We start from the raw sequence: 17287 nt of genomic DNA, 5'->3' as shown, positions 1-17287 counted from the left end.
TTGGCTCTTGGGCTGACTTACTCGGCAGTCCAGCCGCCGTCGATACTCCAATTGGCGCCGGTAACATTGCCCGCTTCCTCGCGGCACAGGAAGGCGGCGAGTGCGCCGACCTCCCCGACCTGGACGAACTTCTTGGTCGGCTGCTTGGCGAGCAGGACATCGTTGATCACCTGCTCGCGGCTCAGCCCGCGCGCCTTCATCGTATCGGGGATCTGGCCTTCGATCAGCGGGGTCCAGACATAACCGGGGCTGATGCAGTTGGCGGTCACCCCGGTCTGCGCCAGCTCGAGCGCGATGGTCTTGGTGAAACCGTCGATCCCGTGCTTGCTGGCATTGTAGGCAATCTTGAACGGCGAAGCAGTCTTCGAATGCGCGCTTGCAGTGTTGATGATCCGGCCCCAGCCCTGCGCCTTCATATGCGGTACCGCGAGCCGGGTGGTGTGGAACGCGGCGGTCAAATTGAGCGCGATGATCGCGTTCCACTTATCGACCGGGAATTCCTCGACCGGGGAGACGTGCTGCATCCCGGCGTTGTTGACGAGGATATCGACCGGACCGGCACCGGCCATCAATGCCTCGCAGCCACCCTGGGTCATCAGGTCGGCCCCGACGTGGACTGCGGAGAGCTCCTCGCACAGGCGGGCGATCTCGTCCGCATCGCCGAAACCGTTGAGCACCACCTGTGCGCCTTCGGCCGCCAGCGCCCGCGCGATCGCGAGCCCGATGCCCGAGGTCGAGCCGGTGACGAGGGCGCGCTTGCCGGAAAGGAACATGGTGAACTCCTGAAATTGGGGCAGAAAGGGATCGGGGCTTTGCGAAACCGCGTTTTTGCGGGCATCGTGCCGCCTGTCCAGCGATTCTGCCGGGGCGCTACAACTGGAGAGGCAGCATGCGGCTTAACCGTTTCGATCCACGCAATATTCGCGTCGGTACCACCAGCGGGGGAGGCGGCGGCTTTCCCGGTGGCGGGGGCGGCAAGGCCGGTTGCGGGACGATCGTGATCGTGCTGATTGCGGCGCTGGTGTTCGGGGTCGACCCGGCACAGATGCTCGGCGGCATGGATCAGGGGACTGCGCCACAAACGCAGCAGCAGGACGGCGCGCAGGATGCCGAAACGCTGTGCAACTCAAATTCCTATGCGCTCGAGACCTGCAACGCACTCGCTTCGCTCAATCAGACGTGGGAGCCGGTGTTCCGGCAAGCGGGCGTTCCGTTCGAGGATCCCATCCTGCGGTTTCCCGCATCGAACAATTTCAGCACCGGCTGCGGAAACGGATCGGTCGGCATGGGGCCGTTTTACTGCCCCGGTGACCAGACGATCTACATCGACACCGGTTTCTACGACCAGCTCGGCCGGATGGCGGGCAGAGGCGGCGATTTCGCGCGCTACTATGTCGTTGCTCACGAATATGGCCATCACATCCAGAAGCTGACCGGGGTCGCCGCTGCGATCCGCAGTGCACAAAGCCAGAACCCGCGCGCCGCCAACCAGTTGCAGGTGCGGATGGAACTGCAGGCCGATTGCTATGCCGGGGTCTGGGCGGGCAAGAACCGCAACCTGATCGAGCCAGGCGACCTCGAGGAAGGCATGCGCGCCGCCAGCGCGATCGGTGACGACGCGCTCCAGCGCAGCGCAGGGCAGCGCATCAATCCGGAAGGCTTTACCCACGGCACCAGCGAGCAACGGATGGAAGCGCTGCAATTGGGTCTCAACGCGCGCGATGATTCGGTGTGCGACCGCTACGTGCAGATGCGGTGAGGTTGGCCCGGGCCGACACTCGCCAGGCGCGCTGAGCAAGCGATGCGGAGGGTGGAAAGGGCATCACCCTCCCCACCCTCTTCACCGAACTTTCGCCCCTGGGGACAGGCGATCAGTCCCGGCTCTTCCAGTTGGCGATCTTTTCGTCGAGCGCCTTGAGAATTTCGGCGCGGATTTGCGAGTCCATCTCGGTGCTCTTCGCGATCTCGGCGCGGGCCTGCTTCAGCCCATCGATCGCGCTGGCCATCACCTCGCTGGTGCACAGGCGGGTAACAGTCTCGCTGTCGCTGGCGCGCCATTCGGCGCCCTTGTCGCCCCCGCGGCACTGGATGCTGACCTTGGTCATGCCGTGCCTGGCGTTCTCCATCTCGATGATGGCGGTACGCATTTCCCGACGAGCGCCCTCGATCTCGGCGTCGGCCCGATCGAGCTCGGAACGCACCTCGGCGAGGATCTTGTCACGTTCCTCTTGCGAGAGCTTTTCGCCTTCGCCCAGGAACACCACCCGGCGCTCGCGATGGATCTCTTGCTCCTCACCCTCTTCACCGGTCCGTTCGACCTTACGAATGACATGGACTTCGCGTTTCCCGTCTTCGGTCGTCTCGACCTCGACTTCGACGTCGTCAGGCGCGGACTGGAACAGGAACGGCAGCGGCGGCGCCGGCGGGGCTGGCGGTGCAATACCGGCGACAGGCGCAATCGGTGCCACCGGAGCAACGGGTGCCCCCGGCGCATTGGCGTAGCTGATCGAGGCGGTCAGCGGCAGCGCGAGCAGGCCGGCAGCCATCAGGGCACGGCCGGCGTTGCGGCGGCGGGGAGAAATATCGGACATCGTCAAACTCCTGAGACGGTGGATTATCGATTTGTCGCCCAGCACCGGGCACGCCATTGACGCTGCTAGTGCGACGTGCGGACCGGTCGCGAAACCGGCGATGACGGAAGCGTAGGCTCCCCGGTGTTCAGTCCCATAGCGAGCGATTACCCGGGCATCGCACGCGGCTTCCTGGTCGCGCCGCAGCGCCTTCCAGCCCACCCACCCCAGCGGGTTGAACCAGTGCATCGCGAACAGCGGCTGGACCATGAAATTGGCCAGCAGGTCATGCCCGCGATGGTGCGCCAGCTCGTGCTCGAGCGCCAGATCGCGCGCGCCGCGTTCGGTCAGCGCCATGAACCCGATCGGCAGCGCGATCACCTTGTCGCGCACACCGAACGCGATCGGCGCGTTGGTTGCGGGCGTCTCGACCAGCCGCACCTTGCCCGCCTCACCCACCGGACGCGCTTCGGCGAGCAACTCACGGCGCATGGCGAAGTATTGCTGGAAGCGGCGAACGAGGAAGGCTGCGGTGCCAAGCGCCCAGACAAGCATTGCGATCGCAAGCCAGTCGGTCGGTTCGGCCAATGGTGGAGCCGCGACGGCGGGTGCCGAGGCTTCGCCAGTCAATATGTAGTAGGTCGATGTTACCGTTGGTGCGACCGGCTCGACGGGAGCCATCCAGCCCGGCAGGGTCAGTGGCGGCATGACCAGCCGCAGCGTCGGCAGCAGCCACAGCGCGTAGGCCGCCTGCGGACCCAACCAGCGGCTGACCGGGCGTCGCAACAAGAGCACCAGCGCGATCAGCAGCCCGGTCCAGCCGAGCGTCTCGAGCACGAATTGCTCCGCGCCCTCGCCCCACACCGCGCTCACTTGCGCAGCTCCCGCAGCAGCGCTTCGATCTCGTCGATATCCTTCTCGGTCAGCGCCTCGTGCTCGGCGAGATGCGCAAACAGCGGTGCGGCGCGGCCGCCGAACAACCGGTCGACCAGACGGCGCGACTCCGTGCCGATATAGTCGGCCTTCTCGAGCAGCGGCGAGTAGAGAAACCTGCGACCGTCGGGCTCGGTAGCGACGGCATTCTTGGCGACCAGCCGGCTGAGCAGCGTCTTGACCGTCGGCATCGACCAGTCGCGCTGGGCGCACACCGCCTCGCATACCTCGACGGCAGTGAGCGGGCTGCGATCCCAAAGCACTTCCATCACCGCATGCTCGGCATCGCTGATACGTTCGGGTGGATTGTCGCTCGCTGTCACGCTGACGTTCCTCATGTCCGACTACATCTGTAGCCAGAGCGACTACGTCTGTAAACATGAAGCCGGTATGAACGGGTGTTCAGCCTCGACGAACTATGTTCAGCGGCGGACCATTGTGCGTGTCGCGCGCTATTCGCCGCAATGCAGCTGGAGGTTGGCGGTCTTCTCCTCGCCGCGGAAACTGGCGTGGATCGTGACGCTTCCCTCGCAGGTGCTGTCGGGCAGATAGAGCGCGGCGGCGCCCTGCCCGTCTTCCGAGGTCAGCAGGCTGCTGAAGCTCCGCCGCGCGAGTTCCTCGCCGCCTTCGTCCTCGACCGCCCAGATCTCGAGCCGGTCGTCGACGAAGACCTGCCCGGTCGAGGCGACCGAGACGATGACCAGCACATCGTCCGCCGCCTCTGCTGCATCGCCGCCGCCGATCGGGGTGTTCCACCCGTCGAACCGGTCCGCCCGCGCCAGGAGATCGTCCGACAGTGTGCCGCTATAGGCATAAACGAGGTAGGCGTGGATCGCCTCGAGCCCGATGTCTTCCTCGCAAGCGCCAGCTGGCGTGCCGACCAGTGCCAGCGACAGGACCAATCCGCCGAGAACTCTTCGCATAGTCTCCCTCCCTGGCACCCCGCCGCGTTATCCCAGCAGCCGCGGCGGTGCGAAATCGGCCACCGCCTCGAGCAGTTCGGCATGGCTGCGGTCGGTGTTGTTGACGACGAGCGCGCAGCCATATCCGTTCATCGAGCGGTTGAGCGGGATCGACAGCCGACGGAACGCGCCGAAGGTATCCTCACGCGCAGGTACGACCTCGAACATCAGCATATGGGTGCCCATCATGTTCTGGGTGCTGAGCGCGGTGACATCGTCCCACGGGATAAGCTGGTCCGAATAGTCGCGCAGCAGCATCCCACGCGCATCGATCCGCACCGCCACGCCGCCAGTCACGGCTTTGATCGCGTGCAGCACCATGAACCCGCCGAAGAAGACGATGGCGGCCCAACCGGCTATCGGCACCGCCCACTCGGGCAGGCGGCCGCCCTCCACCGCGCCGAACACGCCGATCATCCAAAGCCCGGCGACCACAAACCCTGCCGAGAGCAAGGCGAACAGGATCGACCGGGCGGGCGAGTAGCGGGCTTCGAACGGCTGGCTCATGCGGCTTCCTGCGCGGAGAGGTTTGTCCGGCAGATAGCACGGCCAATCGGCAGGTCCATTCCGGATTCGATTGGCTCGCCGCGGAATTGTCGACGTTACCAAAATTTGGTATTGCTGCGGGCATGGCAGCCAAAAACACCTCGATCGCCTTGGGCGCGCCCTTCACCGAATTCGCCAGGCGGAAGGTCGAGTCCGGCGAATTCGGCTCGACCAGCGAAGTCGTCCGCGAAGCGATGCGGCAATATATCGCACAGGACGCCAAGCGCGAGGCATTGGACGGGGCGCTTAAGGAAGGGCTCGACAGTGGCCCGGCGCGGGAGTTCGACTTCGACGATTTCCTTCGCGAGATGCGCGCCAACTACAAAGCGGATTGATGCGCTTTTTCCTGCGTGACGCCGCCAAGCTCGACCTGGCGGACATCTGGTTGAGCACCGCGAACCGATGGGGTGTCGATCAGGCCGATGATTATGTTCGCGCAATAGAGGATCGTTTGAGCCGCATCTGCGATTTTCCCGAAAGCTATCCCAATTACGATTGTTCTCATGGCAAATTCCGCAAAGCGCGGAGCGGAGAGCATCTGATCTTCTACATTATCAGCGAAATGACTGTGGAAGTTGTCCGCGTGTTGCATAGCCGGATGGATGTGGAAGATGCACTGACGTAGCGATTCGGTGTCGGAACACCATCTGCAATGCCGGAGAACCCGCCCGCAGATCTTACAAGTATACACAAACTTCACGCTGTGCGGCAGCGGGCCGAGGTGACAAAGCTGCCTGTGGTTGCGTGCATGCGCTAAGGCGGGGATGACGATGAGAAAGAACGTCTGATTGGTAGCAGGGCGGCGTGAGGTAGAAAATCATCCAGACGTCACAGGCGAAGGAAGGTACCAAAATTCCATATGGTCAGTCTAACGGCACGATTCGTTCATCCAATCGTGGGTACAAGCGCGACCATACCCGAGCTGTGCGACAAGCTTTCGAGGCATGCATCTCGAGCATCGAAAGCGGCATGGGCTTTATGCGGAATTCGGCCCCTCCCGGCGACGCATAGTAATCCTTGAACCTCGCCTGCGTTTGCGCAAATGTATGACCCGAGAGCGCGGTTTGGGATCCGTGAGCAAGTAAGTCTCGCATGGGAGAGTATGCTTCTAGTCGCCTGACAAAGCTTGCCAATAATGGCGACCAGTCACCCAAAGGGCCTGTTGTCTGACTGGCATCCAAGAGAAAACGCAGGCGCTGATTGCGGCGTTTGGGAAAGTGCGGCCGAAGTGCATGATACTCATCATGCCGAGACAGCCTGATAGCGGTCTCTGTCAGTCCCGTTTCTAGTACTCCAACCGCTGCGATATAGGCACCTCTTGCGAGGAGTATTTCCTCGAGATGGGACATCTGAAGCCACGGCGTGACCTCGACGCGATAAGCATGCGTTTCCCAAGTTCCGTCTTTTACACTCAATACACCCGCTTCTTCGGCTTGATGTACTCGATATCGTCGGTCAGCGTGTATTCGTGGACCGGGCGGTAGTCGATTTTCACGTCGCCGCCACCGGAACCACGAGCACCTCCGCCCCACCCGTCGAACCACGCGACGGTGTGCTTCATCCAATTCTTGTCGTCGCGGTCGGGGTAGTCCTCGTGCGCGTGGGCGCCGCGGCTTTCCTTGCGGTTTTCCGCGCTGGCGATGGTTACGTTGGCCTGTGCGATCAGATTGTCGAGTTCGAGCGTCTCGATCAGGTCGCTGTTCCAGATCAGCGAGCGGTCGAACACCTTGATGTCCTCCATCCGCTTGTTGACCGACTTTAGCAGTTCGACCCCCTCGCCCAGCAGCTTGCTGTCGCGGAACACGGCGGCGTGCTTCTGCATGTTCTTCTGCATCTCGCTGCGGATTTCCGCGGTCGGCGAGCCGCCGTCGGCGTGGCGGAAATGGTCGAGCCGGGTGAGCGCGAGATCGGCGCTGTCCTTGGGCAATTCGGGCTGCGCCGCACCGCCCTTGAGGTTTTCCTTGAGATGCAGGCCGGTCGCGCGGCCGAACACCACGAGGTCGATCAGCGAGTTGGAGCCGAGCCGGTTCGCGCCATGGACCGAGACGCAGGCCGCCTCGCCCACTGCATAGAGCCCTTCGACCACCGTGTCGGGGTTGCCATCCGGTCCCACGGTCACGACCTGGCCGTGATAGTTACACGGCACCCCGCCCATGTTGTAATGCACCGTCGGGGTCACTGGCAGCGGCTGGCGGGTCAGGTCGACGCCTGCAAAGATCTTGCCGCTTTCGGTGATGCCCGGCAGCCGCTCGGCCAGCACCTTGGCTTCGATATGGTCGAGGTGGAGGTAGATGTGGTCGCCTTCCGGCCCCACGCCGCGCCCCTCGCGCATTTCCAGCGCCATCGAGCGTGACACGACGTCGCGCGATGCAAGATCCTTCGCGGAGGGCGCGTAGCGTTCCATAAACCGCTCGCCCTCGGAGTTGGTCAGGTAACCGCCCTCGCCCCGCGCGCCTTCGGTGATCAGCACGCCCGCGCCGTAGATGCCCGTCGGGTGGAACTGGACGAACTCCATGTCCTGGAGCGGCAGCCCAGCGCGCAGCACCATGCCGCCGCCGTCGCCGGTGCAGGTGTGGGCGCTGGTGGCGGTGAAGTAGCAGCGGCCGTAGCCGCCGGTCGCCAGCACCACGCTTTGCGAACGGAACCGATGGATCGTGCCATCGTCGAGGCACATCGCCATCACGCCGACGCATTTGCCATTGTGCATGATCAGGTCGAGCGCGAAATATTCGATGAAGAAGTCCGCGTCGTACTTCAGGCTCTGCTGGTAGAGCGCGTGAAGCATGGCGTGGCCGGTGCGGTCGGCTGCAGCGCAGGTGCGCTGGACCGGCGGGCCCTCGCCCATGTTCTGCATGTGGCCGCCAAACGGACGCTGGTAAATCGTGCCATCTTCGTTCCGGCTGAACGGTACACCGGCGTGCTCCAGCTCGTAGACCGCGGCAGGGGCCTCGCGCGCGAGATATTCGATCGCGTCCTGGTCGCCCAGCCAGTCCGACCCCTTGACAGTGTCGTACATGTGCCACGTCCAGTGATCGGGGCTGTTGTTGCCCAGCGAGGCGGCGATCCCGCCCTGCGCCGCCACGGTATGGCTGCGGGTCGGAAAGACCTTGGAGATATTGGCAGTACGCAGGCCCGCTTCGGCCGCGCCCATGGTGGCGCGCAGGCCCGAGCCGCCCGCTCCGACGACCACCACGTCATAGGTGTGGTCGATGATCTTGTAGGCTGAGGTGTCGACCATTATGCGGCTCCTCCGGCGAGCGCGAGACGGGCGACGCAGAAGATGCCGAAGGCCCCGCCGCCGATGGTTGCAAGATTGAGCAGCGCGATCACGCCGAACCGGGTGCCGGTTTCGTGGACATAGTCCTCGATCACCACCTGCAGGCCCAGCCGCGCGTGCCAGAACAGGCTCACGATCAACAGCATCATCGCCACCGCCGGAACCGGCTTGGCGAGATAGCCCGCCACGGTCGCGTAGGACAGGTCGGGCAGCAGGATGAAGCTGCCAAGCAGCCACAGCATCAGCACCAGATTGCCGACCGCGGTGAAGCGCTGGACCAGCCAGTGATGCGCCCCGTGGTGCGACGAGCCGAGCCCGCGCACTTTCCCGAGAGAAGTTCCGTTACCCATGGTCGAGCCCCTCAGAGATACAAGATAGCGGCCCAGAAGCCGGCGGTGAGGACGATGGCGATCAGCGGCGATGCGATCGACCAGAACTTGTTGGTGTCGAGCTCGTAGCCCGCGCCGATATCCATCACGAAGTGGCGCAGCCCGCTCATCATGTGGTTGAAGAACGCCCAGCTGAGGCCCACCAGCACGACATAGCCGAGCGGCGAGGTCATCCATTCGGAGAAGTGCCCGTAATAGACCGGTCCGCTCGCCAGCGCGCCGAGCCACCACAGCAGGACGAACAGCCCGACCAGCGCCATCCCGTCGCCGCTGACGCGGTGCAGGATCGAGACCAGCATGTGCGGCCCCCATTTCCAGATCGAAAGGTGCGGCGAAAGCGGTCGGTTGCTCATAGGCTGTGTCCGGTGATGTCCCCTGATTGGCGACAATCCCTAGGCGCAACGGGCGGCCGAAACAACCCGTCAAACACCGCCGTCGCACTCGACATCGCTTGCAAATTTCAGGATAGGGTTTGCATGGCAGGCATCCTCCTTACCGGCTCGAGCCGGGGCATCGGCGCGGCGATCCGCGAACAGCTCGAAACACGCAATGTCCCGATCATAGGTCACGGCTCGATCGCGCATGACGAACAGACGGTTGGCGCGAACCTCGCCGACCCGGCAGCGCCGGCGATGCTGTGGCAGGAAGCGCTCGACCGCGCGGGCGGCGAAATCGGCGTGCTGGTCAACAACGCCGGTTTGTTCGAGGCCAATGCGCTCGACCGTTCTGATATCGAATGGCTCGACGCGTGGGAGGATACGCTGCGGATCAACCTGACTGCCGCCGCGCAGCTCTCCCGATTCGCGGTGCTGCACTGGCTCGAACGCGGGGTGCCGGGCCGGATCGTCCATATCGCCAGCCGCGCAGGTCATCGCGGCGACTCGCCGGCACACTGGCACTACGCCGCCGCCAAGGGCGGGATGCTGGCAATGCACAAGACCATCGCACGGCAATATGCGGCGCACGGAATCACCAGCTTCGCGATCACGCCGGGCTTCACCGACACCGCGATGGCGGGCGACTATCTCTCCAGCCGAGGCGGGCCGGGCCTGCTGGCGGACATCCCGCTCGGCCGGGTGGCGGAGCCGGAAGAAATCGCCAATATCGCGGTCTATTGCGCGCTCGACGCGCCAGACAGCATGACCGGCACCACCATCGACGCCAATGGAGCGAGCTATGTCCGCTAGATATCTGGTTGCGCTATCGGCCTGGGCGCTCGCCGCCTGCGCGCATGCTGGCGAGGCAGCGCCGCTCACGCCGGAATCGAGCCGCGCCGACTGGGTCGCGGCCTGCAATGACTGGGACGAATGGGACAAGCCCGCCCCGCCCTATCGCATCCATGGGCAGACCTACCAGGTCGGGACCTGTGGCATCAGCGCGGTGCTGATCGTCGGCGACGAAGGGCTGGTCCTGATCGACACCGGCACGCAGCGGGGTTCCGAAGCGGTCGAAGCCAATATCGCGCGGCTCGGCTTCGCCATGAGCGATGTAAAGGCGCTGCTGGTAAGCCACGAGCACTATGACCACGTCGGGGGAATGGCGCGGCTGCAGAAGCTGAGCGGCGCCCCGGTCTTCGCCGGATGGGGCGCGTCGCCGGTGATCCGGTCCGGCCGCGACGACCCGCGCGATCCGCAGCACGGGCTGCACGATCCGATGGAGCCGGTCATCGGCGAGGTCCGCTCGGTCAAGGACGGCGAAACCGGCACGCTCGCCGGCGTTGCGATCACCGGCATCGCCACCCCCGGCCACACGATCGGCGCGATGAGCTGGAGCTGGGAAAGCTGCGATGAAGCCGGTTGCATAACAATCGTTTATGGCGACAGCCTCTCGCCGGTCAGCGCCGACGACTACCGCTTTACCGACCATCCCGACTATGTAGCCATGTTCCGCGGCGGGATCGCGCGGCTGGCCGGGCTCGATTGCGACCTGCTGGTCACGCCCCACCCCTCGGCCAGCGACATGCGCACGCGGCTGAAGGGCGACGCGCCGTGGATCGATCCCGGCGCCTGCCGCGCCTATGCGGACAAGGTCGGCAAGCGGCTCGACGACCGGCTCGCGCAAGAAGCCAAGGCCGCCAATGGCGGATAGCTGGAAGATCGCCGCCCGCGCGCCCAAGCCCGTCATCCAGGATGCGCTGATGGCGCATGAGGATGCGTGGGACTGGGACCCGGAGGTCATCCTCTCGGGCCGCGAGGAGGCCGACGACCGGCCCGACGACTGGGTGCTCGAAGCCTGGTACCCGCGCCGCCCGACCCGCAAGGACAAGGCGGCGGTCGCCGCGCTGTTCGGCGGCAGCGTGCCTGCACTCGAAGTCGAGAAACTGCCCGACGAGGACTGGGTTACGCTCAGCCAGCAAGGGGCCGAACCGATCCGGGCAGGCAGGTTCCATGTCCACACGCCCGACTATCCGCCCGATCCAGATCCGGCGGTCCGCAGCCTGTCGATCCCCGCGAGCCAGGCCTTCGGGACCGGCCAGCACGCTACAACCGCGGGCTGCCTGCATATGCTCACCGCGATGAGGCGGAGCGGTGTGGTGGTGCGCAATCTGGCCGATATCGGGACCGGCACCGGGCTGCTCGCCTTCGCCGCGCTCGACCTGTGGCCCCATGCAAGGGCGACTGCGAGCGACATCGATGCGGTCTGCGTCGAGGTGGTCGACTTCAACGCGCGGACGAACGGCTTCTCCCTCGGTCCGGGCGCGGGCGAAGTGACAATGGTGGTGGCCGACGGGATGATGGACCCGTTGCTGCAGGCACGCGGGCCTTACGACCTGCTGATCGCCAACATCCTCGCCGGTCCGCTGGTCGAACTTGCGCCCGACTTCGGCAAGGCCGTTCCGCCCGGAGGCTCGCTGCTACTGGCAGGCTTGCTGGAGACGCAAGAACCCAAGGTGCGCAGCGCCTATCGCCGCGCGGGCTTCCGCCTTGCCGCACGGCTGGTCAGGGGTGACTGGTCGATCCTTTGGCTCCGCCGCCGCTCCGCCCGATGACACACCATGCCCGTCATTGCGAGCTTAGCGAAGCAATCCAGGGCGGTAGGGCACAGCCCCTGGATTGCCGCGTCGCATTCTGCTCCTCGCAATGACGAGGATAAGGAGGATTGCCGGCAAGGCGCTGGCGTGGCTCGCGCTGCTCGTCGGGCTGTTCTTCCTCACCGCATGGATCGGCAGCGCGATCCCGCGCAATGGCGGATGGGAAGAGCCCGGCGACGGCGTCACCATCATGGTCGAAACCAATGGCATCCACACCGCCATCGTCATGCCGCTGGTTACCGAGACCAAGGACTGGCGCACGGATTTCCCCGCCACCGACCTTGCCGCACCGGGCCTCGCCTATACCCATGTCTCGGTCAGCTGGGGCGAGCGCGAGGTGTTCCTCAACACCCCGACCTGGGCGGACCTGTCGCTGCCCACAGTGCTCAATGCCGCGACCGGTGGGGACGGGTTGCTGCATGTCGCGCATTACATCCGCCCTGCACCTTCGCCCGATCACCGTGAGCTGACGATCAGCGAGGCCGAATACGCAAAGCTGGTGGCAGCTATCGAAGGCCAGGTGCTACCGGCCCAGCAGCGCAAGAAATATGAGGGCTATTCAACCTACGACGTGTTCTACGACGCCCCCGGCACCTACCACCTCGGTAACACCTGCAACCAGTGGACCAGCGACATGCTGGCGCTGGCGGGGGTGAAAACCGGCTGGTGGACCCCCTTCCCCGGCGGGGTGATGAAGTGGGTGTCGGCCGGATAGGAACGATGCGCCAGCCGGTCGATTGGGGACATGACACTTCCCCTCAATCAAGCACCAATAGGCTAGGCATCCCATGACAAAGACACTTTTCATCACCGGCGCTTCTAGCGGCATCGGCGCGGCGACCGCACGGGCGGCGGCAAAGGCGGCTTGGAATGTTTCACTGCTCGCGCGGTCGAAAGACAAGCTCGACGAAATCGCAGAAGAGATCGGCGACCGGGCGTTGGCGATAGAATGCGATGTGACCGACCGCGCAGCTGTCGAGGCGGCAGTCGGTACAACGGTCGAAACATTCGGCGCGCTCGACGCGGTGTTCGCCAATGCCGGCACCGGGACGAGCAAGGCCGGCGTCGAACAGGGCGACCCGGACGAATGGCACACAATGATCCATCTCAACATCATGGCCGTCCTCTACACCGCACACGCTGCACTGCCCGAGCTGCGGAAGACCAAGGGCCATTTCATCGTCACCGGATCGAAGGCCGGGCGGGATCATCTCAAGGGATCGGTCTACGGCGCGACAAAGTGGTTCGTCCATGGCTTTGCCGGAAATCTGGCGGAGGAAATGCGCGAATGGAACGGCCGCTGCACGGTCATTTCGCCGGGTATGGTCGATACGCCCTTCTTCGAAGAACCGAAGCCGGGCAAGCTCCAGCCGGAAGACATCGCCGATGCGGTGGTGTTTGCGCTGGGTCAGCGCGAAACCTCGGCGATCCGCGAAATTCATCTGATGCCGAACGACTGATCTGGCTCAGTCTCGCTGGCAGGACAGCACCGTCTCGAGATGCGCCAGCGCCGCTCTGGTGAAAGCTTCCATATTGGCGATCCGGTCGGCGCTGCCGGTCTCGGTGACTTGGGTGAACTCGCATATCGGCCCGACCACCGCGCAGACGCTGCGTCCTGCCGGTGCGCCCGTGGGATGGCTCGCTCCGCCGACCGAACCGCTCTCGGCGATGCCCCAGTCGGCACCGAAATTGTCGCGGATGGCGCGGGCCTGGAGCAGCGCATAATCCTCGCTCGCGCCGCGCATTCCGGCATAGGCCTCGCGCGGCAGGGCGAACAGCACGTCGCGCGCGCGGAAGGAATAGACCACCCCTCCCCCGACGAAGAAGTCGAGCGCGCCGGGCACGGTCAGCAGCGATGTCGCGATCAGCCCACCGGTCGCCCCGTCTGCCACCGCGATTGTCTCGCCCCGTGCGCGGAGCAGACCGGCAATCCGCATCGCCTGCGGGTGCAGTTCTGCAATCACGGGATCATCTCTTGCGGCGGCGGCACTTGGGGTCGAGGCTGCCCGGTCACGGCATAGTGGTAGTCGGCGACTGCCGCGACCACGGCGTGCATCAGGTCCATCCGTTCGGGCACCGGGCGTTTGGTCCGCCCGATCATCACCGCCACGGCGTAGCGCCGCCCGTCAGGCGCAGTCAGGATGCCGACATCGTTGTAGCCCGCCTGCTCGCCGATCACACCGGGCGGGACGATGTCGAGCACCTGCCCCGTGCCGGTCTTGTGCGCGATGCCCCAGCCCTCCGGCAACCCGCCCTTGAGCCGGTTCGGTCCGCTCTTCACCTCGCCCAGCCAGCCGAGCATCCGCGCACTCGCTTCGGGGCCGAGCAGTTTCCCTTGTGCGAGCCGTGCCAGCGCGCGGGCGATCGCAGCGGGCTGCGCCCCGTCGACCGGGTCGGTGACATAGGCGTCGAACGCCTCGCGCCGGGCGGCCACCGGAACCAGCTTGCGCGCCTTGAAGAAGTTCTCTTCCAGCGCGTAGAGCTGGCGCCATTCCATCGCCGCGATACTGCTTTGCATCGCGCGTTCGCCGGGGCCGAAGCGGATGCCCGGCAGTTCCTTAGCCGCCAGCATGTCGCGCACCGCATCGGGGCCGCCGACCCGCCGCAGCACCATGTCGTTGGCGGTGTTGTCGCTTTCGGTCAGCGCGCGGCGGATGAATTCCTCATAGCTCGCAGCGAACGAGCCGTTGGCGAGCACCAGCTTGCGCACCGGCTGGTAGAACAGCGTCAAGTCCTCGAAACTGACCGTCGCAGTCTCGCCGAGGTCCAATTCGCCCGCATCCGCCTCGTCCAGCGCGGCAATTGCAACCCACAGCTTGCTGACGCTTTGCTGCGGGAACCATTCCTCGCCGTTGAGCGCGGCGAGTTCGCCATTGTCGAGATCGACTACCGCGATTCCAAGATAACCGTCGAACCCCAATCCGATCGCGGTGAGCCGGTCCTCCAGCGCCAGCAGCTCCGCCGGACGGGATTCTTCCGCCGAGGCATCGGGCGGAGATTCGCTCTCGCCCGAACCGGTCCCCAGTCCGCTGCACGCCGCGAGGCCCAGCGCGGCCAGCGACAGGGCAAACCGGGTCAAGGTCCGATGCAGCAGGGTCATCTGAATCGTTGCGGCCCGCTATTCCGCCGGTTCCGGGCCGGCACCATCGTCGGTCTTCTTGCCCGTCCGGGTCCACGGGTAGAGGAACTGCTTGCCATAGCTGCGCGGTACATCCTCGGGGATCCCGTAGTCCTTCGGCCAGCGACCTTCGGGCAGGTGGAAGGTGCCGAACAGCTTGTCGATCCACGGGAAGAAGATCGCGAAATTGACATCGAATGCCTCGCGCTCCAGCCCGTGGTGCCAATGGTGGAACCGCGGGGTCGCGATCCAGTGGCCGAGCCGGTCGAAATCGCCCTTCACATTGGCGTGCAGCAGCGAGGACCAGACATAGATGAAGCCGATATACGCCTGCATCACCGAAGGCGCGAAGCCCAGGGTGAACAGCGGCAGCGATGTCACCGCCCGCAGCAGGATGATCTCGATGAAATGCATCCGCGAGCCGGCCAGCCAGTCCATCGACTTCGCGCTGTGGTGGATCGCGTGGAACCCCCACAGAAACGGCCAGCGATGGAAGCTGCGGTGGAAGAAATACTGCACGATGTCCGACGCGACCAGTACGATGGCGAACTGCACCACCCATGGCAGGCCGTAGATCATCGCGCGGAAAGCGTCGAAGCTGCCGGTGTTGGCATTGACGAAGGCCTGCGGGGCGAGCGCGAGGAAGCTCAGCAATTGCACGAACATCGTGCTGACGAGGAAGTAGAACAGGTCCTCGCGCCACTCGGTCCGGAACAGCCGCTGCGCGCGGCGGTGCGGCACCAGCCGTTCCAGCGGGGCGAACATGAAGCCGGTGACCAGCAGATTGACGATGAAGAAATCGAGCCCGAAGAATACGCCCCAGCTGCGCGTTTCATCGGGCTGCACATTCGCCCCGCCGAGCAGCGCCGCGCCGAGGCCGATCATCAGCGCGGTCACCCCCAGCACTTTGCGCGGGCGCAGCAGCAGGCTGAGCAGCGACAGCGCGTAGCTCGCCAGCAGGATCAGGTGGAGCAGCGGGCGGAAGCCGCTCCAGCCCTTCACCACATTGAGCTCGGGCGTCGCGAACCATTCGGGGAAGCGCAGCGCGACGACCATCAGCAGCGCGGTGATCGCAAGCAGCAGGCCGAAGAAACCCGACAGCCACCCACTCCCGAACCGCCGCACTTCGGTGTGCGCCTCGAGATCGCGCATGAGATTTTTCAGATAACCCGCCACGTCCAACCCCCGCTGTATCCCGTCACCGCCATACCGCATCGGGCGGGCGCATCACAATTGGCCTAGTCGAACATGTTGTCGAAATCGGGATTGCCACTGGCTTCGCATATCCGCCGCGCTTCCTCGGTCTTTGCCGCAACCTCCTGCGCCCGCGCCCGCTCGCCAGCGTCGTAACTGCGGACGGAGATGCTTGCGGTGCTGTAGGCGGTGGCCAGGCCGATGAGCGATTTGCCTGTGCTGCGTCCCAGCGCGGTGCTCAACCCGGCAATCCCGCCCGACTGTTCACAGCGGAAATTTCCGCCGACGCAGTGGCAGCCGCCGCCCCGCCCGACTTCCCGAATGCCGAGCCGCGATTGGGCGCGGAAAATCTTGACGCCTTCCGGCGCGACCACCCGCGAACCGGGAGAGTAGGATGCGATCACCACCGCTTCGACCCCATCGGGCGCATCGATCGACCAGTCGACCCCTTCGTAGGAATCGAGCCATACGATCGCCGGCTTGCCGGTGCGCGGCAGGTCGACCTCGACCGAGGTGTCCCGATTGTCGCTCTCGTAGATGCCGACATAGAAAATCTCTTTACCGTCGAGCTTGCCCATCGCGCTGCGCAATTCACTGTCGCTTAGCGGGGCGGCCTGCACCTCGCCGATGGTGACCTTGTATTCGGTGGTGTGCCAGTTGTTGACGAATTCCACCTCGATCAGGTGCTTGCCGGGGGCGAAGTAATGGGTGAATTCGCCGCTCTTGCCCGCGACCTCCGATCCCGATGGAGCAACCGGGCGGCGGTTGGAGGCAAGGCCGTTGTCGAACCCGGCCACGCTGCCGTGAGGGAACACCAGCTTGCCGTCGATGAAAATGCGCGACCTGGCCCAGCTCTGGCTGACCGCAAGGGTCCGCTTGCCGCCCTCGGGCATGTCGATCTGGCCGATCCAGTAGGCGGCGAAATTCTCCGATTTTATCTGGTGCAGCTCGTCCCACGCATATTTTACTGCGATGCTGTCCACCTCTTCGGTATGGAACACAGGCGCGCTTTGCGAACGGTCGAAATAGGCGGCGAGGAAACCGCGATCGGGGATTTTCCCGTCCTTGAGGGCCTTGGCCGCCCAGGTGCTGCGCGGCTCGACCGGCGGCGCGACATAGTCGGGCGAAGTGAAGCTGCTGAAGATCGATCCGCCCGGGGCATCGTCCGAACAAGCGGCGAGCAGGCCAGCAAACAGCGTGCAGATCATAGCTGCCAAAAACCGCATCGCCAGTGCCTCCGCCGCCGGAGCGTATCCTATAGGATACA

General features: G+C 64.8%; 20 protein-coding genes. 8 read left to right on the top strand and 12 right to left on the bottom strand.

The genetic code is table 11. The annotated features are described in order from the left end of the window. Positions 1 to 17 precede the first annotated feature (17 nt). Positions 18 to 773 carry a 3-hydroxybutyrate dehydrogenase gene (locus NSO95_RS06745; protein ID WP_257595418.1) on the bottom strand — a complete coding sequence of 252 codons (756 nt, stop codon included), beginning with the start codon at positions 771 to 773 and terminating at the stop codon, positions 18 to 20. A gap of 116 nt (positions 774 to 889) precedes the next feature. On the opposite strand from NSO95_RS06745, the gene ypfJ reads away from it, so the two are divergent. Next, a complete protein-coding gene (gene ypfJ / locus NSO95_RS06740) occupies positions 890 to 1759 on the top strand; it encodes a KPN_02809 family neutral zinc metallopeptidase (RefSeq protein ID WP_257595417.1) in 870 nt (289 codons plus the stop codon). A gap of 112 nt (positions 1760 to 1871) precedes the next feature. Here the strand turns inward: ypfJ and NSO95_RS06735 are convergent, their stop codons facing one another. From NSO95_RS06735 to NSO95_RS06720, 4 genes are all read right to left on the bottom strand, one after another. Beyond that, complete coding sequence (locus NSO95_RS06735; protein ID WP_257595416.1) at positions 1872 to 3443, bottom strand: M56 family metallopeptidase; 1572 nt, start codon at positions 3441 to 3443, stop codon at positions 1872 to 1874. Next, a complete protein-coding gene (locus tag NSO95_RS06730) occupies positions 3440 to 3841 on the bottom strand; it encodes a BlaI/MecI/CopY family transcriptional regulator (protein WP_436278024.1) in 402 nt (133 codons plus the stop codon). Before NSO95_RS06730 ends, NSO95_RS06735 begins: the two co-directional genes overlap by 4 nt. 114 nt (positions 3842 to 3955) lie before the next feature. Further along, positions 3956 to 4426: a hypothetical protein gene (locus tag NSO95_RS06725; RefSeq protein ID WP_257595414.1), complete on the bottom strand. Its 471-nt coding sequence runs from the start codon at positions 4424 to 4426 to the stop codon at positions 3956 to 3958. 27 nt (positions 4427 to 4453) lie between these two features. Beyond that, complete coding sequence (locus NSO95_RS06720) at positions 4454 to 4972, bottom strand: STM3941 family protein (protein WP_257595413.1); 519 nt, start codon at positions 4970 to 4972, stop codon at positions 4454 to 4456. Between the two features lie 122 nt (positions 4973 to 5094). Here NSO95_RS06720 and NSO95_RS06715 point away from each other — a divergent pair, with 122 nt between their 5' ends. Both NSO95_RS06715 and NSO95_RS06710 read left to right on the top strand, forming a co-directional pair. Beyond that, positions 5095 to 5346, top strand: coding sequence for a type II toxin-antitoxin system ParD family antitoxin (locus NSO95_RS06715; protein ID WP_257595412.1), 252 nt, complete (start codon positions 5095 to 5097; stop codon positions 5344 to 5346). Continuing rightward, positions 5346 to 5636, top strand: a complete 291-nt coding sequence (locus NSO95_RS06710; protein WP_257595411.1) for a type II toxin-antitoxin system RelE/ParE family toxin — start codon at positions 5346 to 5348, stop codon at positions 5634 to 5636. Before NSO95_RS06715 ends, NSO95_RS06710 begins: the two co-directional genes overlap by 1 nt. Before the next feature lie 786 nt (positions 5637 to 6422). Here NSO95_RS06710 and sdhA read toward each other — a convergent pair. The 3 genes from sdhA to sdhC are packed head-to-tail and all read right to left on the bottom strand — an operon-like array spanning position 6423 to position 9030. Further along, positions 6423 to 8249 (bottom strand): succinate dehydrogenase flavoprotein subunit, encoded by a 1827-nt coding sequence (gene sdhA / locus NSO95_RS06705; protein ID WP_257595410.1) that lies wholly within the window; start codon positions 8247 to 8249, stop codon positions 6423 to 6425. Further along, on the bottom strand, positions 8249 to 8638 hold the full coding sequence (sdhD, locus tag NSO95_RS06700; protein WP_257595409.1) for a succinate dehydrogenase, hydrophobic membrane anchor protein: 390 nt from the start codon (positions 8636 to 8638) through the stop codon (positions 8249 to 8251). Before sdhD ends, sdhA begins: the two co-directional genes overlap by 1 nt. An 11-nt stretch (positions 8639 to 8649) precedes the next feature. Next, entirely contained in the window at positions 8650 to 9030 is a 381-nt protein-coding gene (sdhC, locus tag NSO95_RS06695) for a succinate dehydrogenase, cytochrome b556 subunit (protein ID WP_257595408.1), read from the bottom strand. 123 nt (positions 9031 to 9153) lie between these two features. Between sdhC and NSO95_RS06690 the strand changes: the two genes are divergently transcribed. The 5 genes from NSO95_RS06690 to NSO95_RS06670 all read left to right on the top strand — a co-directional run bounded on the left by NSO95_RS06690 (position 9154) and on the right by NSO95_RS06670 (position 13168). Next, positions 9154 to 9864 carry an SDR family NAD(P)-dependent oxidoreductase gene (locus tag NSO95_RS06690; RefSeq protein ID WP_257595407.1) on the top strand — a complete coding sequence of 237 codons (711 nt, stop codon included), beginning with the start codon at positions 9154 to 9156 and terminating at the stop codon, positions 9862 to 9864. Continuing rightward, positions 9854 to 10765 (top strand): subclass B3 metallo-beta-lactamase, encoded by a 912-nt coding sequence (bla, locus tag NSO95_RS06685; RefSeq protein WP_257595406.1) that lies wholly within the window; start codon positions 9854 to 9856, stop codon positions 10763 to 10765. Before NSO95_RS06690 ends, bla begins: the two co-directional genes overlap by 11 nt. Continuing rightward, positions 10755 to 11666, top strand: coding sequence for a 50S ribosomal protein L11 methyltransferase (locus tag NSO95_RS06680; RefSeq protein WP_257595405.1), 912 nt, complete (start codon positions 10755 to 10757; stop codon positions 11664 to 11666). The genes bla and NSO95_RS06680 overlap by 11 nt, the downstream gene beginning before the upstream one ends. Before the next feature lie 91 nt (positions 11667 to 11757). Continuing rightward, positions 11758 to 12423: a DUF2459 domain-containing protein gene (locus tag NSO95_RS06675; protein ID WP_257595404.1), complete on the top strand. Its 666-nt coding sequence runs from the start codon at positions 11758 to 11760 to the stop codon at positions 12421 to 12423. A gap of 73 nt (positions 12424 to 12496) precedes the next feature. Beyond that, positions 12497 to 13168, top strand: coding sequence for an SDR family oxidoreductase (locus NSO95_RS06670; RefSeq protein ID WP_257595403.1), 672 nt, complete (start codon positions 12497 to 12499; stop codon positions 13166 to 13168). 6 nt (positions 13169 to 13174) lie between these two features. Here the strand turns inward: NSO95_RS06670 and NSO95_RS06665 are convergent, their stop codons facing one another. From NSO95_RS06665 to NSO95_RS06650, 4 genes are all read right to left on the bottom strand, one after another. Continuing rightward, positions 13175 to 13672, bottom strand: coding sequence for a CinA family protein (locus NSO95_RS06665; protein WP_257595402.1), 498 nt, complete (start codon positions 13670 to 13672; stop codon positions 13175 to 13177). Continuing rightward, a complete protein-coding gene (locus tag NSO95_RS06660) occupies positions 13669 to 14808 on the bottom strand; it encodes a serine hydrolase (RefSeq protein WP_257595401.1) in 1140 nt (379 codons plus the stop codon). The genes NSO95_RS06665 and NSO95_RS06660 overlap by 4 nt, the downstream gene beginning before the upstream one ends. 18 nt (positions 14809 to 14826) lie before the next feature. Continuing rightward, positions 14827 to 16002: a sterol desaturase family protein gene (locus NSO95_RS06655; RefSeq protein WP_257595400.1), complete on the bottom strand. Its 1176-nt coding sequence runs from the start codon at positions 16000 to 16002 to the stop codon at positions 14827 to 14829. Between the two features lie 62 nt (positions 16003 to 16064). Beyond that, on the bottom strand, positions 16065 to 17237 hold the full coding sequence (locus NSO95_RS06650; RefSeq protein WP_257595399.1) for a PA14 domain-containing protein: 1173 nt from the start codon (positions 17235 to 17237) through the stop codon (positions 16065 to 16067). Between the last annotated feature and the right edge of the window lie 50 nt (positions 17238 to 17287).

Origin of the sequence: Parerythrobacter lacustris, assembly GCF_024626475.1 — a bacterium.
Taxonomy (GTDB): domain Bacteria; phylum Pseudomonadota; class Alphaproteobacteria; order Sphingomonadales; family Sphingomonadaceae; genus Parerythrobacter_A; species Parerythrobacter_A lacustris.
The sequence above is the reverse complement of the archived record's forward strand: the minus strand, read 5'-3'. Positions and strand labels throughout refer to the sequence as shown.

What these genes read in the sequence shown, in the direction of transcription:
- NSO95_RS06675 (WP_257595404.1), top strand. Translation starts at nt 11,758, where the DNA reads ATGACGAGGATAAGGAGGATTGCCGGCAAGGCGCTGGCGTGGCTCGCG.
- NSO95_RS06720 (WP_257595413.1), bottom strand. Translation starts at nt 4,972, where the DNA reads ATGAGCCAGCCGTTCGAAGCCCGCTACTCGCCCGCCCGGTCGATCCTG.
- NSO95_RS06670 (WP_257595403.1), top strand. Translation starts at nt 12,497, where the DNA reads ATGACAAAGACACTTTTCATCACCGGCGCTTCTAGCGGCATCGGCGCG.
- sdhD (WP_257595409.1), bottom strand. Translation starts at nt 8,638, where the DNA reads ATGGGTAACGGAACTTCTCTCGGGAAAGTGCGCGGGCTCGGCTCGTCG.
- NSO95_RS06730 (WP_436278024.1), bottom strand. Translation starts at nt 3,841, where the DNA reads ATGAGGAACGTCAGCGTGACAGCGAGCGACAATCCACCCGAACGTATC.
- sdhA (WP_257595410.1), bottom strand. Translation starts at nt 8,249, where the DNA reads ATGGTCGACACCTCAGCCTACAAGATCATCGACCACACCTATGACGTG.
- sdhC (WP_257595408.1), bottom strand. Translation starts at nt 9,030, where the DNA reads ATGAGCAACCGACCGCTTTCGCCGCACCTTTCGATCTGGAAATGGGGG.
- NSO95_RS06745 (WP_257595418.1), bottom strand. Translation starts at nt 773, where the DNA reads ATGTTCCTTTCCGGCAAGCGCGCCCTCGTCACCGGCTCGACCTCGGGC.
- NSO95_RS06715 (WP_257595412.1), top strand. Translation starts at nt 5,095, where the DNA reads ATGGCAGCCAAAAACACCTCGATCGCCTTGGGCGCGCCCTTCACCGAA.
- NSO95_RS06660 (WP_257595401.1), bottom strand. Translation starts at nt 14,808, where the DNA reads ATGACCCTGCTGCATCGGACCTTGACCCGGTTTGCCCTGTCGCTGGCC.
- NSO95_RS06710 (WP_257595411.1), top strand. Translation starts at nt 5,346, where the DNA reads ATGCGCTTTTTCCTGCGTGACGCCGCCAAGCTCGACCTGGCGGACATC.
- bla (WP_257595406.1), top strand. Translation starts at nt 9,854, where the DNA reads ATGTCCGCTAGATATCTGGTTGCGCTATCGGCCTGGGCGCTCGCCGCC.
- NSO95_RS06690 (WP_257595407.1), top strand. Translation starts at nt 9,154, where the DNA reads ATGGCAGGCATCCTCCTTACCGGCTCGAGCCGGGGCATCGGCGCGGCG.
- NSO95_RS06680 (WP_257595405.1), top strand. Translation starts at nt 10,755, where the DNA reads ATGGCGGATAGCTGGAAGATCGCCGCCCGCGCGCCCAAGCCCGTCATC.
- NSO95_RS06725 (WP_257595414.1), bottom strand. Translation starts at nt 4,426, where the DNA reads ATGCGAAGAGTTCTCGGCGGATTGGTCCTGTCGCTGGCACTGGTCGGC.
- ypfJ (WP_257595417.1), top strand. Translation starts at nt 890, where the DNA reads ATGCGGCTTAACCGTTTCGATCCACGCAATATTCGCGTCGGTACCACC.